The sequence below is a fragment of the Rheinheimera hassiensis genome (assembly GCF_022436675.1).
Taxonomy (GTDB): Bacteria; Pseudomonadota; Gammaproteobacteria; order Enterobacterales; family Alteromonadaceae; genus Alishewanella; species Alishewanella hassiensis.
Map to the genome: position 1 here is coordinate 324,228 of NZ_JAKUJZ010000007.1, position 15,987 is coordinate 340,214.

19 protein-coding genes and 1 tRNA gene (1 of these 20 cut by a window edge) are annotated in these 15,987 nt (G+C 48.6%); 8 read left to right on the forward strand and 12 right to left on the reverse strand.

Annotated features, from left to right (window positions below):
* A tRNA-Ser gene (locus MJX74_RS16875) sits at positions 1–16 on the reverse strand (it extends 175 nt beyond the left edge of the window).
* A 164-nt stretch (positions 17–180) separates the two neighbouring features.
* On the opposite strand from MJX74_RS16875, the gene MJX74_RS16880 reads away from it, so the two are divergent.
* The 5 genes from MJX74_RS16880 to MJX74_RS16900 all read left to right on the forward strand — a co-directional run bounded on the left by MJX74_RS16880 (position 181) and on the right by MJX74_RS16900 (position 2,234).
* The gene (locus tag MJX74_RS16880; RefSeq protein WP_068238233.1) at positions 181–849 is read left to right on the forward strand and encodes a Bax inhibitor-1/YccA family protein; all 669 of its coding nucleotides are present in this window, start codon (positions 181–183) and stop codon (positions 847–849) included.
* Positions 850–926: 77 nt separating this feature from the next.
* A complete protein-coding gene (gene tusD, locus MJX74_RS16885) occupies positions 927–1,289 on the forward strand; it encodes a sulfurtransferase complex subunit TusD (RefSeq protein ID WP_240224202.1) in 363 nt (120 codons plus the stop codon).
* Entirely contained in the window at positions 1,289–1,645 is a 357-nt protein-coding gene (tusC, locus tag MJX74_RS16890) for a sulfurtransferase complex subunit TusC (protein ID WP_240224203.1), read from the forward strand. Before tusD ends, tusC begins: the two co-directional genes overlap by 1 nt.
* Positions 1,645–1,911, forward strand: coding sequence for a DsrH/TusB family sulfur metabolism protein (locus MJX74_RS16895; protein ID WP_240224204.1), 267 nt, complete (start codon positions 1,645–1,647; stop codon positions 1,909–1,911). Before tusC ends, MJX74_RS16895 begins: the two co-directional genes overlap by 1 nt.
* Complete coding sequence (locus MJX74_RS16900) at positions 1,899–2,234, forward strand: TusE/DsrC/DsvC family sulfur relay protein (RefSeq protein ID WP_240224205.1); 336 nt, start codon at positions 1,899–1,901, stop codon at positions 2,232–2,234. Before MJX74_RS16895 ends, MJX74_RS16900 begins: the two co-directional genes overlap by 13 nt.
* Positions 2,235–2,237: 3 nt before the next feature.
* Here the strand turns inward: MJX74_RS16900 and MJX74_RS16905 are convergent, their stop codons facing one another.
* The 7 genes from MJX74_RS16905 to lrp all read right to left on the reverse strand — a co-directional run bounded on the left by MJX74_RS16905 (position 2,238) and on the right by lrp (position 9,169).
* Positions 2,238–2,384 (reverse strand): hypothetical protein, encoded by a 147-nt coding sequence (locus tag MJX74_RS16905; protein WP_156420367.1) that lies wholly within the window; start codon positions 2,382–2,384, stop codon positions 2,238–2,240.
* 67 nt (positions 2,385–2,451) lie between these two features.
* Positions 2,452–3,741, reverse strand: coding sequence for a serine--tRNA ligase (serS, locus tag MJX74_RS16910; protein WP_240224206.1), 1,290 nt, complete (start codon positions 3,739–3,741; stop codon positions 2,452–2,454).
* A 5-nt stretch (positions 3,742–3,746) separates the two neighbouring features.
* Positions 3,747–4,121: a fluoride efflux transporter CrcB gene (gene crcB / locus MJX74_RS16915; protein ID WP_240224207.1), complete on the reverse strand. Its 375-nt coding sequence runs from the start codon at positions 4,119–4,121 to the stop codon at positions 3,747–3,749.
* On the reverse strand, positions 4,121–5,461 hold the full coding sequence (locus tag MJX74_RS16920; RefSeq protein WP_240224208.1) for a replication-associated recombination protein A: 1,341 nt from the start codon (positions 5,459–5,461) through the stop codon (positions 4,121–4,123). The genes crcB and MJX74_RS16920 overlap by 1 nt, the downstream gene beginning before the upstream one ends.
* Before the next feature lie 18 nt (positions 5,462–5,479).
* Positions 5,480–6,091: an outer membrane lipoprotein periplasmic chaperone LolA gene (gene lolA / locus MJX74_RS16925; RefSeq protein WP_240224209.1), complete on the reverse strand. Its 612-nt coding sequence runs from the start codon at positions 6,089–6,091 to the stop codon at positions 5,480–5,482.
* Positions 6,092–8,551 carry a DNA translocase FtsK gene (locus tag MJX74_RS16930; protein WP_240224210.1) on the reverse strand — a complete coding sequence of 820 codons (2,460 nt, stop codon included), beginning with the start codon at positions 8,549–8,551 and terminating at the stop codon, positions 6,092–6,094.
* A 120-nt stretch (positions 8,552–8,671) separates the two neighbouring features.
* On the reverse strand, positions 8,672–9,169 hold the full coding sequence (gene lrp / locus MJX74_RS16935) for a leucine-responsive transcriptional regulator Lrp (protein WP_068238207.1): 498 nt from the start codon (positions 9,167–9,169) through the stop codon (positions 8,672–8,674).
* A 148-nt stretch (positions 9,170–9,317) separates the two neighbouring features.
* Between lrp and ald the strand changes: the two genes are divergently transcribed.
* Entirely contained in the window at positions 9,318–10,436 is a 1,119-nt protein-coding gene (ald, locus tag MJX74_RS16940) for an alanine dehydrogenase (RefSeq protein WP_240224211.1), read from the forward strand.
* A gap of 309 nt (positions 10,437–10,745) precedes the next feature.
* Entirely contained in the window at positions 10,746–10,955 is a 210-nt protein-coding gene (cspE, locus tag MJX74_RS16945) for a transcription antiterminator/RNA stability regulator CspE (protein WP_027670166.1), read from the forward strand.
* 125 nt (positions 10,956–11,080) lie between these two features.
* Here cspE and MJX74_RS16950 read toward each other — a convergent pair whose 3' ends face one another.
* From MJX74_RS16950 to MJX74_RS16960, 3 genes are read right to left on the reverse strand one after another with little or no spacing between them, the layout of a single operon-like run.
* Positions 11,081–11,326: a DUF2960 domain-containing protein gene (locus MJX74_RS16950; RefSeq protein ID WP_240224212.1), complete on the reverse strand. Its 246-nt coding sequence runs from the start codon at positions 11,324–11,326 to the stop codon at positions 11,081–11,083.
* On the reverse strand, positions 11,310–12,185 hold the full coding sequence (locus MJX74_RS16955; protein ID WP_240224213.1) for an EamA/DMT transporter family protein: 876 nt from the start codon (positions 12,183–12,185) through the stop codon (positions 11,310–11,312). Before MJX74_RS16955 ends, MJX74_RS16950 begins: the two co-directional genes overlap by 17 nt.
* Positions 12,182–13,309 (reverse strand): 1-acyl-sn-glycerol-3-phosphate acyltransferase, encoded by a 1,128-nt coding sequence (locus MJX74_RS16960; RefSeq protein WP_240224214.1) that lies wholly within the window; start codon positions 13,307–13,309, stop codon positions 12,182–12,184. The genes MJX74_RS16955 and MJX74_RS16960 overlap by 4 nt, the downstream gene beginning before the upstream one ends.
* Before the next feature lie 175 nt (positions 13,310–13,484).
* Between MJX74_RS16960 and MJX74_RS16965 the strand changes: the two genes are divergently transcribed.
* Entirely contained in the window at positions 13,485–14,999 is a 1,515-nt protein-coding gene (locus MJX74_RS16965) for a leucyl aminopeptidase (RefSeq protein WP_240224215.1), read from the forward strand.
* 27 nt (positions 15,000–15,026) lie between these two features.
* On the opposite strand, the gene MJX74_RS16970 is transcribed toward MJX74_RS16965, so the two are convergent.
* On the reverse strand, positions 15,027–15,899 hold the full coding sequence (locus MJX74_RS16970) for an EamA family transporter (protein WP_240224216.1): 873 nt from the start codon (positions 15,897–15,899) through the stop codon (positions 15,027–15,029).
* Between the last annotated feature and the right edge of the window lie 88 nt (positions 15,900–15,987).

Genomic DNA, 15,987 nt, shown 5'->3' on the forward strand with positions numbered 1-15,987 from the left:
GCTCTGCCATCCCTCCGGCGACGCGTATATTAATCAGTTAGAACGGCAAAAGAAAGCATTAAATGCAAAAAAATTAACGCTATTATCAATTTGTATCTTCAGCCACTGGTCTGGCGGGAACTAACTGGGTATGATGTCATCAAATGCGTTAATAAACCTTTGTATCAGGAGAACATAATTATGTCATACAGAGAAACCTCTACTCTCAGTACTGCCGGACGTAGCGTTGAGATTAACAAAGTCCTGCGCAACACTTACTTTTTGCTGGCGATGACGTTAGCATTCAGTGCGGTAGCAGCAGGCGTTGCCATGGCATTGAACATGTCACCAATGATGTCTCTGGTGTGTTTTGTTGCCGGCTTTATTATGCTGTTTGTGGTAAACAAAAAGGCTGATTCAGCCAGTGGTATTTTCTGGGTGTTTGCTTTTACCGGTGCCATGGGTGCGTCGTTAGGCCCAATGCTTAATCATTATGCCGGCTTGCCAAATGGTACTGCGTTAATTATGCAGGCACTGGGTGGCACCGCGCTGATTTTCTTCAGCCTGTCAGCTTATGCGCTTACCACACGTAAAGACTTCTCTTTTATGGGTGGTTTTTTAATGGTCGGTCTTATTGTGGTGCTGGTAGCCGCACTGGCAAATATTTTCCTGGCCATTCCGGCATTAAGCCTGACAATCAGCGCCGCTATTATTCTGATCATGTCAGCATTGATTCTGTTTGATACCAGCCGCATTATTAATGGCGGTGAAACCAACTACATCCGCGCCACAGTAAGTTTGTACCTGAATGTTTTCAACATTTTCGTCAACCTGCTGCAGTTGCTGGGTATTTTTGGTGGTGATGATTAAGTACAGCGCTTTGCCTTAATCAGGTTATTCGCTAAAATGCCCCGCCAGTCGGGGCATTTTTGTTTTTAGGATCAGCTATGACACGCTTTGGATTGCTGCTTACCAGCGATAGCTTTGCCAGCCAAAGCCTGGCCAGTGCGCTGTTGTTTGCTAAAACAGCAGTTAATCACGGTCACAGTATCGAGCATATATTTTTATATCAGGATGCCGTCTATAGTGCAGCAAACCATATCGATTTGCCCGCTGATGAACCGGATCTAAGCGCTGAACTGGCGCAGTTTTGTCAGCAGCATAATATTCCACTGTTGTTTTGCATCACCGCAGCAGAAAAACGTGGCGTGGTAAGTGACAAGCTCGTGGCCAGAGACGGTTACACCAGTGCTGGGCTGGCAGAATTTGCTATGCGCCAGATCAACATTGATAAACTGGTGCAATTTTAATGCGTAATATTCTGTTATTGCAGCGCAGCAGCCCCTTTAACAACAGTAAAGGCCGTGAGGCACTGGATATGGTACTGGCAATGGCTGCAGTAGAGCACAATGTCAGCGTGCTATTCAGTGCTGATGCGGTATATCAGTTGTTGCCAACTCAAGATCAGCCAGATTTTAAGCTCAAAGCGTACCCGCGCAGTTTTAAGCTGTTTGCGCTGTATGATATTGAGCAGGTATATGTTTGCCAGCAGGCACTCAAGCAGCGCGGCATTAATGCATCAGATTTAAGTATTGACGTTACAGAACTCGATACTCAGGGTGTAGCAGAACTATTTGCCCGCCAACATCAGGTGATCAGCAGCTAATGAAATTAATCAGCGTTATTAGTCCGTCAGTGAACCTGAGTGAGCTAAGCCTTATATGCCAGGCCCAGGATATTATTTTGCTGCGTCAGGATGCGGTATATTTGTGTTTACGCACGGATATTAGCTGGCCTTGCCAGCTTTACGCGCTGGATGTGGATATGCAGGTAAGGCAAATCACGCCACTGGCAGCAGTAACCGTTATCAGCGCCCGGCGTTGGGTCGAGCTGAGTATTAGCGCAGAGCAGAATGTATTATGGCAGAATTGATATTAAATGATGTGCCGCTGGCGCTGGATAAACATGGCTATCTGGCAGATATGCACCAGTGGAATAAGCAAGTGGCGGAAGAATTTGCCCGGCTGGAGAATATTGTCCTGACTGACGCGCACTGGGAAGTGGTGCACTTTGTGCGGCAGTTTTATCTGGAATTTAATAGCTCCCCGGCTATACGTATTCTGGTAAAAGCCATGGCACAACAGCTCGGCCCGGATAAAGGCAACAGTAAATATTTGTTTATGCTGTTCCCACAGGGGCCTGCCAAGCAGGCAACCCGCATAGCGGGCTTACCTAAACCGGCCAAATGTCTTTAACGTTTAAGCCGCATCTCCGACAATACCAACAATAGCTTCCAGCGTAATAAGGGCAACAACGGCAATAATGCCGATCATAATAGCCCAGTAAATTGCCCGCTTCAGGGCCGGGTTACTGTGTTTAATACTTTTACGCGGTTTTGGCGCCATTTAGCTATCCTTATAAAGCTCCACCCAGCATAGCTGGCGGTGGAGCTAACGACGACCTGTAGCTTGCTCAGCCAAGCTGTTGCAAACCACCCATGTAAGGGCGCAGTACTTCAGGCACTATGATAGAGCCGTCTGCCTGCTGATAGTTCTCCAAAATAGCCACCAGAGTACGGCCTACCGCCAGAGCAGAGCCGTTTAAGGTATGGATCAACTCTGGTTTTTTCATCTCAGTGCTGCGATAACGGGCCTGCATACGCCGGGCCTGGAAATCCCCCATATTACTGCAGGATGAAATTTCGCGGTAAGTATTTTGTGCCGGTAGCCACACTTCTAAGTCATAAGTTTTGCTTGAACCAAAACCCATATCACCAGTACATAACAGCATTACCCGGTATGGCAGGCCTAACAACTGCAACACTTTCTCGGCATGGCCGGTTAACTCTTCCAGTGCCTGCATAGAATGCTCAGGCTGCACCAGTTGCACCAGCTCTACCTTGTCAAACTGATGCTGGCGGATTAACCCACGGGTATCACGGCCGTAAGAGCCCGCTTCACTTCTGAAGCATGGCGTATGGGCCGTGTATTTAACCGGCAACTCGGCAGCATCAAAAATGGTGTCACGGGCTAAGTTAGTTACCGGCACTTCCGCAGTTGGAATAAGCGCCATACCCTGCCCCTCTTCAGTGGCGGGCTGGGTGTGAAATAAATCGCCACCAAATTTAGGTAACTGTCCGGTGCCATATAAGCTGGCATGATTTACCAGATAAGGCACATAAAGTTCTGTGTAACCATGCTCGGTGGTGTGTAAATCCAGCATAAACTGGGTTAACGCACGGTGCAGCCTGGCTACCTGGCCGCGCATCACCACAAAACGTGAACCGGCAACTTTTACTGCACTTTCAAAATCCAGACCGTTATCCAGAGCTTCGCCCAAGGCGACATGATCCTGAATAGTGAACTCAAACTCGCGTGGCTGACCAGAGCGACGCACTTCAACATTTTGCGTCTCGTCTTTACCGGCAGGCACAGAAACATCAGGTAAGTTAGGAATAGTCAGGGCGATTTGTTCTACTTCTGACAGCACTGCATCTAATTGCTGCTTGGCAGCATCAAGCTGAGCTCCCAGGCCGTCAACTTCTGCCAACAGTGGCGCAATATCTTCACCGCGACCTTTGGCCTGCCCAATGGCTTTGGATTTAGTATTACGCAGATTTTGCAGCTCCTGTGTATCTACCTGTAAAGTACGGCGCTGCTCTTCGAGCGCGGTTAAACGCGCCACATCCAGTACAAAGCCACGCTGGGCCAGACGGTTGGCGGTTTCAGTTAATTCGTTACGTAAAAATTTCGCATCTAGCATAGTAATTACTTCATTGAACCCAGTTTAAGCCCTAACCAGGCAAGCGTTAAACACAACAACACATTTAATAATACGTTGGCGATTGCTTTTAGCCAGTCGCCTTGCTGTATTAACAAGACGCTATCCAGCGAAAAGGTTGAAAACGTGGTAAAGGCACCAATAAGGCCAATAGCTATCAGTGCCCGCCAGGGTGATACCGCCAGCACACCACTGCTGAACAGTGCATACAACCAACCCAGCACAAAAGAGCCCAGAATATTAACCAGCAAAGTGCCAAAAGGGAATGACTTACCTAAAACATTCATGGCCAGCTCGTTAATGCCAAAGCGTAAACATGCTCCTACCGCACCGCCGACAGCCACCGCCAGATAGGTCAACACTATTTATCTCTCTTACGTGGGCTGTCAGCATCAAGCTGCTTCAGATAACGTAGTTTTTCTGCCAGCTGTTTTTCCATGCCGCGCTCTGCCGGCTGATAAAATTGCTGCCCGGCAAGCTCAGCGGGCAAATAACGCTCGCCGGCGGCATAAGCGCCGGCTTCGTCATGCGCATAACGATAACCTTCGCCAAAACCCAGCTGCTTCATTAACTTGGTGGGTGCATTGCGCAAATGCAGCGGCACCTCAAAAGCAGGTTGCTCTGCCACCAGCTGTTTAAGCTGATTAAAGGCGCTATATACGGCATTACTTTTCGGCGCCAGCGCCAGATACACTGCAGCCTGAGCAATAGCCCGCTCACCTTCGGCCGGCCCTACCCGTTCAAAGGTATCCCAGGCATTTAACGCCAGTGTTAGCGCACGCGGATCGGCATTGCCAATATCTTCACTGGCAATGGCCAATAACCGCCTGGCGACATACAGCGGATCGCCACCACCAGCCAGAATACGGCAATACCAATATAAGGCTGCATCCGGATCTGAGCCGCGTACTGATTTATGAAAAGCGGAGATCAGGTCATAAAACATATCGCCCTGATTATCAAAACCCGGTAACTGCTTTGGTACCAGATTTTTCAGCGTCTCAAAGCTGATTACTTTGCCGTTGCTATCAGCCTCAGTAAGCTCTGCAGCTTGTTCCAGCAGGTTAAGCAATTTACGCGCGTCACCATCGGCCAGCTGCAACAGCAATTGCTCAGCATCGGCTGCAAGATGCACAGCCTCAAGGCCCAAGCCACGCTCTTTATCTGTCAGAGCCTGAGCCAGTACCTGCTGTAAATCGGTGTCGCTCAGCGGTTTAAGCACACACACCCGGGCACGGGATAAAATAGCGTTATTCAGCGCAAAAGACGGGTTTTCAGTAGTGGCACCAATAAAAATAATGGTGCCATCTTCGATAAAAGGCAAAAACGCATCTTGCTGGCTTTTATTAAAACGGTGTACCTCGTCAACAAACAGTAAAGTACGTTGCTGATACTGCTGCTGGCGTTGCTGGGCCTGTGCTATGGCTTCGCGAATTTCTTTGATACCGCAGGTTACTGCAGACAATTTGCTGATAGCCGCGTCGGCATGCCGGGCTATAACTTCTGCCAGAGTGGTTTTACCGGTGCCCGGCGGGCCCCACAAAATAAGCGAAAACACCCGTCCGGCTTCAATCGCTTTTTTAAGCGCGGTGCCCTCACCAATTAAATGTTGCTGCCCCGCATATTCGGCCAGCGTTTGCGGCCGCATTCTGGCTGCTAGCGGGCGAAAGTCATCAGCAAAATCAAGTGGTAATGAATTCACAGTGTTATCTTCAAATTGCTATCGCTGACGCTGATCGTCAATATCAGTGTGCTCTGGCGGGTTAAACCGGAACAACTCTTTATCCAGCTCAATATTCAGCTGCATTAAAGTGAAATTAAACTCGCTGGTTTGCTGGTTCATATCCAGTACCTGCATTTTGGATAATGCCGCACCGGAGAAACTCAGAGTGAGTTGTTTTACCGGGCTATCGGCGTCTTTTGAGCGGATCACAAACTGCTCGCCTTGCTGCTCTACGTTATATTGCGCCCAAAGCTCAGGCTTGGTTGACGTGAGTAACACGAACGGCGTACGGTTTACCTCACTGGCGGCATCATAAATGGTTAACTGCTCCAGCGCTTCATTATAAAACCACAGGCTTTGGCCATCGCCAATAAACAGGTTTGGTTCAGGTTCAGTGGTTTCAAAGCGGAACAGTGCCGGCTGCTTGATCATCAGCTCGCCTTTGCCCTGTTGCAGCAACTGCTTTTGTGCGTCAAACACCTGCTGCTCAAAACTGGCAGAAAAACTTTTAATACTGGCCAGTTTACGCTGTAGCATCTGCTCTGCATTTTGCGCCACAGCAGAAACAGAACTACACAACACAACAACCGCTAGCAAACTACGTAGCATTTAATATCCTTTTGGTGGCGGTGGTGCCATCACTTCACGATTACCATTGTGGCCCGGGCCACTGACAATACCACTGTGCTCCATTTGTTCAACCAAACGGGCGGCACGGTTATACCCTATACGAAACTTGCGCTGTACACCGGACACTGAAGCACGGCGGCTTTCAGTAACAAAGGCCACTGCCTGATCATACAGCGGATCGGCTTCACCATCTTCACCTTCCAGTGTTTCGCCCGGCAGCAGGTTTTCTTCAGTGGTTTCACCGCTTAAAATTTCCGCAATATAATTTGGCTTACCGCGTTTTTTCCAGTCGGCAACCACCGCATGCACTTCATGGTCATCCACAAAGGCGCCATGCACCCGGTTTGGTACACCGGAGCCTGGTGGCAGATACAGCATATCGCCCTGCCCCAATAGGCTTTCTGCGCCTTGTTGGTCAAGAATAGTGCGGGAGTCAATTTTCGATGACACCTGAAACGCTATCCGGGTAGGAATATTGGCCTTAATTAAACCGGTAATAACATCTACCGATGGCCGTTGGGTAGCTAAGATCAGGTGAATACCGGCCGCCCGCGCTTTTTGCGCTATACGGGCAATCAGCTCTTCTACTTTTTTACCAACAATCATCATCATGTCGGCAAATTCGTCGATAACGACAACAATAGACGGCAGTTTCTCTAATAACGGCGCTTCAGTACGCATATTATCTGACGGGCGCCATAAAGGATCTTTTAACGGAGCACCATCTGCAATCGCTTCTTTTACTTTGGCGTTATAGCCTTTGAGATTACGTACACCCAGCGCAGACATTAATTTATAGCGCCGCTCCATCTCGCCAACACACCAGCGTAAACCGTTGGCGGCATCTTTCATGTCGGTAACCACTTCTGTCAGCAGGTGCGGAATACCCTCATAAATAGACAGCTCAAGCATTTTCGGGTCGATCATTAAAAAGCGCACATCATCCGGCGTCGATTTATACAGCAGGCTACAAATCATTACGTTTACGCCAACCGATTTACCCGAGCCCGTAGTGCCGGCTACCAGCAAGTGCGGCATTTTGGCAAGATCAGCCACTACCGATTTACCGGCAATATCTTTACCCAATACCATTGTCAGCGGTGATTTAGAGCTTTCAAATATCTCATCACCAATAACTTCAGATAAACGTACTATTTCGCGGTGCTGGTTTGGCAGTTCTAAACCGATAAAAGACTTACCCGGAATAACCTCCACTACCCGCACACTGATAGCAGATAATGAACGCGCCAAATCCTTGGCCAGGCCGGTAATCTTACTGACTTTAACGCCAGGCGCTAAATCCAGTTCAAAACGGGTAACCACCGGGCCAGGGTGCACGCCTACTACTTTAGCGTCGACATTGAAATCAAGCAGCTTCGCCTCTACCAAACGTGACACCCGCTCTAAATCAGCCGGGTCTATCGGGTTTACTGCTTTATCAGGCCGGTCCAGCAACGCCAGTGATGGTAACTCTTCCATCAAATGCGATACTTCCTCGCTGTCATCTTCTTCATCTGCAATTTCAGTCAGAATGGTTTCAATTTCAGAGTCTGGCGGTAAATCAAGTTGTTGTAGGGTGTCACTCCAGCGCGCAGCGTCCGGTTCATCAATAGCACTGAACGACAACTCTTCATCTGCCAGTGTATCAACACTGTAAAACGCTTTAGCTTCAGTTTTGGCATTTAGCGGCGTGATCGGTAAGGTATCTGCCACCGGTTTATTCAGCTGCGGTGTTTTACGCGGCTTTTCAGCTATTACTGCAGGCTCATCGTCAAACTCGTCTTGCTCCGGCTCTTCGGCTGCAAAAGGGTTATAGTCGTCTTTACTGCGTTCACGCAGGCGCTGCGGTACAGTCATAGCAAACTGCACTGCGCTGTAACAGGCCGCACCCAGCGCATCAGCAACTGTTAGCCAGGAAATGCCCGTCATCAACGTTAAACCGGTAGCAAAACCACACAACAATAATAAAACAGTACCAATAAAGTTAAAGTACGGCAGCAAGGCGCCACTAACGACATCCCCTATAACACCGCCGGAAGAAAAATAAAAAATATCATTAAAATTCATACTGCTTATTGCAGTTGCGGTTAGCAGTGTTAATACCAGACCAATCAGGCGCAGGCCCAAAATCAGATAATCAAGGCTCATTACATCGTGAAAACGCTTAAACAACAGATAACCGGCCAAGGCCACCAAAAATGGCACCAGATAAGCAATCCAGCCAAAACTGAATAACAATAAATCAGCCAGCCAGGCACCTATTGGCCCGGCATAGTTATGAATACTGGTTTGGTACCCGGTTTGCGACCAGCTTGGATCGGCTGGGTCAAAAGACAACAGTGCCAGTAACAGAAATAAGGCAAAGCCGGAAAACACAATTAATCCGACTTCCAGCAAGCGCTGTACACCGTTTAGCGGAAAATAAGCTCGGTTTTGCAAATGAGAGGCCCTACCTTTTTATCATCGTTTTTTGTTCAAGCGCACCAGAGTGTAGTACTGCAGGCTAAGATACCAGAGACACTGTAAAAGTGCATCCGTGAAGCACGGCTGAACCGCGAATTAGCTGCTTATCGCACTTATTGCCACAAAAGTGGTTTGTTTCACCTCTTCCATCACCACATAAGTGCGGCTCTCTCGTACGCTGGGTAATCTGAGCAGGGTTTCACCTAACAGTTCCCGGTATGCTGCCATATTGGCCACCCGTGTTTTCAGCAAAAAATCGAAACTGCCGGATACCAGATGACATTCCTGAATCTCCTCCAGTTTTTGTACGGCTTTGCTAAATTCGTCAAAATCTTCCGGTGAGGTTTTACTTAAGGTTATTTCGACAAATACCAGTAACGCGGCGCCCACTTTGTGCGGGTCAATTTGCGCACTGTAGCCTAAAATCACGCCCTCAGCTTCCAGCTTACGCACCCTCTCCAGGCAGGGGGTCGGGCTAAGCCCTACCCTGCGCGCCAGTTCTACGTTGGCTAGACGGCCATCACGCTGTAACTCCAGCAGAATTTTGCGATCTATCCTGTCTAACTTCTTGATACTTTTACTTAAAGAGTACATAGCAGCTAAAAAATTCGCTTTTTAAATTTAAACAGAATTTTGCACTACTGCAGCGCCATAAAACAAGCATTAATTCTACAAAATTAACAGTATACTGCGCACAAATTTTACCCAAGCCAACATTTACCTCAAAAAAGGGCATAACATTATGATCATTGGCGTACCAAAAGAAATTAAAAACCATGAATACCGTGTCGGCATGACTCCGGCCAGTGTGCGTGAGCTGGTAAATAACAAGCACAGCGTGCTTATTGAAACCAACGCGGGTATGGGCATTGGCTTTACCGACGACGATTACACCGCTGCTGGCGCTACAGTAATGGGCACTGCTGCAGAGATTTTTGCCAAAGCCGAGATGATTGTAAAAGTAAAAGAACCACAGGCAGTTGAGCGCGCTATGCTGCGTGAAGGCCAAATCCTGTTCACTTACCTGCACCTGGCACCTGATTTACCGCAAACGCAGGATTTGATCAAATCTAAAGCGATTTGTATTGCTTATGAAACTGTTACTGACAACCGCGGCGGTTTACCGCTGTTAGCGCCAATGTCTGAAGTGGCTGGCCGGATGTCAATTCAGGCCGGTGCCCGCGCACTGGAAAAATCATGCGGTGGCCGCGGTATGTTATTAGGTGGTGTACCGGGCGTTGCTCCGGCTAAAGTTGTAGTAATTGGTGGCGGTATGGTTGGTACTAACGCCGCGCAAATGGCGCTGGGTTTAGGTGCTGACGTTACCGTACTGGACCGCAGTGTTGATGTACTGCGCCGTATTAATGCCCAGTTTAACGGTGCAGTAAAAGCTATTTACTCTACTGCTGATGCGCTGGAGCAAGAAGTATTGGCGGCTGACTTAGTGATCGGTGGTGTACTGGTACCGGGCGCTGCGGCACCTAAACTGGTTACCAAAGACCACATCAAGCGGATGAAGCCCGGCTCGGCTATTGTTGATGTTGCTATCGACCAGGGCGGCTGTGTGGAAACCTCTAAGCCAACTACCCATGCTGAACCTACCTATATAGTGGACGACGTTGTGCACTACTGTGTAGCTAACATGCCTGGCGCTGTGCCACGCACCTCTACCTTTGCGCTGAATAACGCTACACTGCCGTTTATTATCCGTTTAGCTAATAAAGGTTATAAGCAGGCACTGCTGGATGATCAGCATTTAATGAATGGCCTGAACGTGATGAACGGCCATGTAACTAACCAAAGTGTTGCAGAAGCGTTAGGTTTTAGCTTTGTTGAACCTAAAGCGGCTTTAAATGCTTAATGCTGAATAAATAAACAACTTTTATTAAGGCCGCTTTTGCGGCCTTTTTTATTTTTTACGCTTTTTTATTACCAGACAACGGTTTATTTGCATTTTGCTATATACATTCGTTCCAGACCTGTTATAGTGCTTCCCGGCCTGTAAAGCAGACCTATGTAACAAAATGTTTATGAAAACTTCGCTACACAGCTTCATTGTAAGTCATGTCCTGAAGATTCACGCACGTTTGGCCGCATAAGTAAGGTAACAGTCAGGCTAAAAGCGCAATTAAGCGTCAATTAGTTTTATTAAAATTTTTAGGAGTCATTCATGGCTAAAGTAACTGGTGTAGTAAAGTGGTTCAACGCTGATAAAGGTTTCGGTTTCATTACTCAGGATAACGGCGGCGCTGACGCATTCGTTCACTTCCGTGCAATCCAAACTGAAGGTTACAAAACCTTAAACGAAGGCCAACGCGTAGCTTTCGAAATCGAACAAGGCCAAAAAGGCCCACAAGCTGCTAACGTTACAGTTCTGTAATTTAAGCACTTGCTAAAAAAAGGACACCGCGGTGTCCTTTTTTATTGCCTGTAATTTAGCACACTACAAAAGTTAAGCGCCAAACTCAGGCGCCCTATTTATAATGTCTGCAGAGTAACAGCGCCCTACTGCTCTTCTCTGACAAAAGCAATATCAGCAAACCCCATACGGGCAAACTCTTGTTGCCTGTAGTTCTTAACCGCAGCGCCACGCTTGGCTGTCATAGCCACTTGATGCTCCATTGCCAGAAAGCGGGTTAAATCTATGCCTTCAGCAGCGGCTACGGCTTCGTACATATCATGGTGCTTGTCATAACTGAAATTAATCACTTTGCGCTGCTTGTTAAAGGTATAACTAATTTGTCTGGCCATCTGCCACTCCAGGTTTAACTGCATTGCGTACAGGCTTACACAACATACAGGATAGTACTAATAACACTGAGCCTGCCGCCAGGGTCAGTAAATTTTCATTGCGGTTCCACAATAAAATGTTCACCAGCAAACCGGCTGGGATCAGCATATTGTTCATTACTGCCAGCATACCGCTGCTGACCAGGGTAGCGCCTTTATTCCACCAGTAGTAACCACCACCGGATGCCACCAAACCAAGCCACAGTAACACTGCCCACTGAGTGTTATGTTGCGGATACTGCGCAGTGCCCAGTAATAACCAGGCCGGTAGCACTACTGCAAGCGCCCCCAGATAAAACCAGCCAAATAGCTGATGTTGTGGCAGCTTAGCCGGCTGCCTGGCCAGCAGCACTTTATAGCCTACCTGGCCGATGGCAAAACACAGATTCGCGCCCTGCACTACGGCAAAACCAAGCCAGTACTCCTCAGTTAAGCCCTTGTAGCGCATTAGCGCTGCCGCTATAACAGCCAGTAACGCCGCCAGTAAAAAGCGATACTGAAAGCGGCGTTGCAGCGCATCGTAAAGTAAGGTGATGTATACCGGCGTAAAAATAGTAAAAATTAATACTTCCGGCACTGTTAGTAGAATAAATGACTGATAATAAAACAAATACATCAGCCCAAGCTGCACAGCTCCCAGCGCTGACAATTTGCAGGCCAGTTGCCAGGGTAACCGGCGCATAAAGGGGATAAACACCAGCAAGGCCAGTACCACCCGCAGCAAAACAGCAAAGTAAGCATCGGCCTGCCCGGCAAGATATACCCCAATCAGGCTAAAAGAAAACGCCCATAACAGGGTTACGCCGACAAGATAGCTCAAGTGCTGCGTTCCGTCTGCTGCAGTTGTTGCTTAATCAGCGGCGCGGCATAAAGTGCACTTAGCATGGGCGCAGCCCCTGTAGGCAGGGTTTGTAAGCGCTGCTGCCACAGCTCTACAACAGCATCATCTATGGAAGCATGTTGCTGACCTGCTGCCAGATAATTTACCGGAAACAACCGGTACTGCTGCCAGATTTGCTGATCAATTACAGCAGCCAGTTGCTCCGGCTCTGCAGGCACAGTAGTTAAGGGTTGGCCAAAAGCGACATGCACCCTGCCTTTAAAACCCACTATACCTTTAATAATGCTGTCGATATCTTCAAACTCGCCTTTTTGGTATGAGCCCTCGGTGTGCTTTTGCCACAACTCGTTTATTTTATCGATATCACAGGGGTCATATTCGTACGACAAACACACCGGCACAATGTTTAAACCGGCCATATAAGTGGCAAAATCTTCGCCGCGCTTTTTACCTTCCATATAAAACATTTTCAGAATAGCCGGATCGGTTTCATCATTACCGTCTTTGGCGCGGCCTTCTTTTTGGGCAATCCATACCGACTGCTGTTGTTGCAGCGAATGCTTAATATAGGCCGATAACTGTGAGAAGTTTTTCAACATTTCGCGTGGGCCTTTGGCACCGCGCTTAACAATAAAACTTTTATTTAGCTTCATCAGCTCGGTAGCACAGGCTTTGCGTAGCAGGTTGTCGCCAATAGCAATGCGCACGGTATCAAAGCCGTTATGGTGCAAACACCAGTTTACCAATGCCGGATCCATAGCGATATCCCGGTGATTAGACACAAACAGGTAAGCCTGGCCGGCAGTCAGGTTTTCTAAGCCCGACACAGTAATTTTATTGGTGGTGTTGTCTATCATCCGGTCCATAAAACTGGCAACCTGCTTTTGCACCGCATGCACGCTGTTTAATTTGGCCCAGCGCCGTTTTAGGGCAAATTTCACCATAGGCGATAGCAACCAGCCGAACGGGCCGGATAAATGCGGAAAGCGGTAATGCAAAATAGCCTGGATAAACTCGTCATCGGCAATTAAACGGGCTATTGCCGGCGCAACTTCATCATCATTGTAAGGCCGGATATCGGCATATAAATCTTGGTCTGACACAGGGATCACTACGTATGAGGCTCAAAGAGCGAACTATTTTACTGAGTTAATCAAAATTCACCAGTGCCGACAACCAATTGTTTTATAACATACTGCGAACGGCCTATCGCATAACAGTTGCATCAGCTGAATTTGCTCCAGACAATACTAAAAATCCACACGAGGACCCTATAACATGCACCGAATACTTACCGCAGCATTGTTGCTGTTAAGCAGCACAACTTACGCCAGCGGCTTTGATATCCGCTTTACCGAGCAGGCCAGCACCGATGCTGATACATTAATAATACTTGGCGCCAGCAATGCGCCATTACAACAGGATGCTCTGCAGCAACTGGCCAGCAGTGAAAACTTCAGCGGTAAAACCGGCCAGAGCCTGCAATGGCTAAGCCCCGGCGCACCATACGACAGCTACAAACGCGTAGTAGTGCTGGGCGTTGGCAATGCGGCAGAACACAGCATGACCCATGCGGCAAATTCTGGTGCTGATCTTGCCCGCTTGCTGGCTAAATCGGCGGCAAAAAATGTCGTTATTGATGCCAGCCAGATTAACAGCAGCCTGGCTGATACTGAACTGGCAGCACAACTGGCTTTTGGCGCAACCTTAAGTGCTTATACCTTTACACGCTACAAAGCTAAAGCTGCTGATGGCAAAGCGGATCCCCAAAGCCAGCAACTAAACTTTGTTGTCGCCAATGCCAGCGAAGCACAGCGCCGCCACGCCCAGTTAACTGCCATTGCCAATGGTGTGACTCTGGCGCGGGATCTCACCAACGAGCCAGCTATGGGGCTGTCACCGGCTAATTTTGCCGATAAAGCTAACGAGCTGAAAAAACTGGGGGTAAAAGTTACTATTTTTGATGAAAACGCGCTGCAGAAAAACAATATGGCTGCCATTTTAGCCGTTGGCCGCGGCAGTGCCCGCCCTCCGCGTTTGGTTATTGCCCACTGGCAAGGCAGCCAGCAAGCACCACTGGCTATTATCGGCAAAGGTATTACCTTTGACACCGGCGGTTATAACCTGAAAACCCAGGCAGATTCTATTATCCGGATGACCAGCGATATGGCCGGTGCCGCTGCAGCACTGGGTACTATTGCCGCTTTAGCTGAACAAAAAGCGCCGGTAAATGTGGTGGCCGTCATGGCACTGGCTGAAAATATGATTTCTGACCGCGCCTACCTGCCAGGTGATGTGGTTAATACGGCTGCCGGCCTTAGCGTTGAAGTGATTAACACCGATGCTGAAGGCCGTATGGTCGTGGCCGATGCGCTCTGGTACGCAGAAAAACACTATAAGCCACGCGCTATGGTAGATATTGCTACCCTGACCGGCGCTAAAGTCACTGCACTGGGGGCTTATTATGCCGGTGTATTTAGCAAAAACGATAACCTGGTGACGCAATTACAACAAGCCGGCGAGCAGGTAAACGAGAAGCTGTGGCGCTTACCCCTTACCGACGACATGCTGCCAGAGCTAAAAAGCCGTATTGCTGACCTGCGCAATACCGGCCGCAGTGCCGGTGCCTCAACCGCGGCGCTGTTTTTACAGCAGTTTGTCGGTAGCACGCCCTGGGCACATATTGATATTGCCGGCAATGCTCTGGCTAACAGCAGCAGCGGAATTACCCCTGAAGGGGCAACCGGTTACGGCGTACAACTACTAACCCAATGGGCGCTAACCCAGCCATAAATAACACAACCGCCTGAGGCGTTTGCCTCAGGCCCACATTACCGCAATAGCGGCCAGTACTATCAGCGCCAGACCCCAATGATCAGCTTTTTGCAGTTTTTCTTTAAATACAAAAGCAGAAATCAGTAGCATAAACAGCACCTCAACCTGCCCCAGCGTTTTTACCAGCGCCACCGATTCCAGACTCATGGCGGTAAACCAACCTATAGACCCAACACAACTGCATAGGCTGATCAGTATGGTAAGTTTTGGCCGATGCCATAAAGCCGTTAACGTGGGCCGGTCTTTTACCGTTAACCACAGCAGCAATAACAGCGTTTGCAGCATAATTACCAGTAACAGTACCCAGGCTGCACCATGCGGAAATGGCAAGCCCAGTACCAAACTTGCCTGGCGCACCCACAAAGATGTCAGCGCAAAAGCTAAGCCGCTGCCAAGGCCCAGCAACAACACCCGCACGGATAACTGGCGTAAACTGGCGCCACTGAGTAAAAACACCGCACAACCGCCTAAAGCCACACCAAACCAGCCCAGTGCGGTTAACGACTCACTAAAAAACACTACGCCCAGCACCGCCGCCAACACGGCTTCACTTTTTGCCAGGCCGGCACCTATGGCGTAGTTTCTTAACTTAAACAGTTTTACCATCAGTGCCGTAGCCAGTATTTGAGCCAGAGAAGCGGCAACAATAAAACCGGCAAAATGGCCGCTAAATACCGGCATAGCCACCGGTTGCCATTGATATAACAGGTATAAATAAAGCGCAGCTAAAGGCGAAGCCCAGATAAAACGTGCCAGCGTAACACCGGCTACGCTAACGTCTTTGCTTAGTTGTTTTTGAAACGCATTGCGCCAGGCCTGCATAAAGGCAGCCAGCAAGGTAAAAGGGATCCACAGCACAGCGATACACCTGAAGACGTAAAGACGGCTATGCTAACAAGAAAGCGTAAAAGTTGATAGCTGGCCGCAGTAATAGCGGCCATTCAAT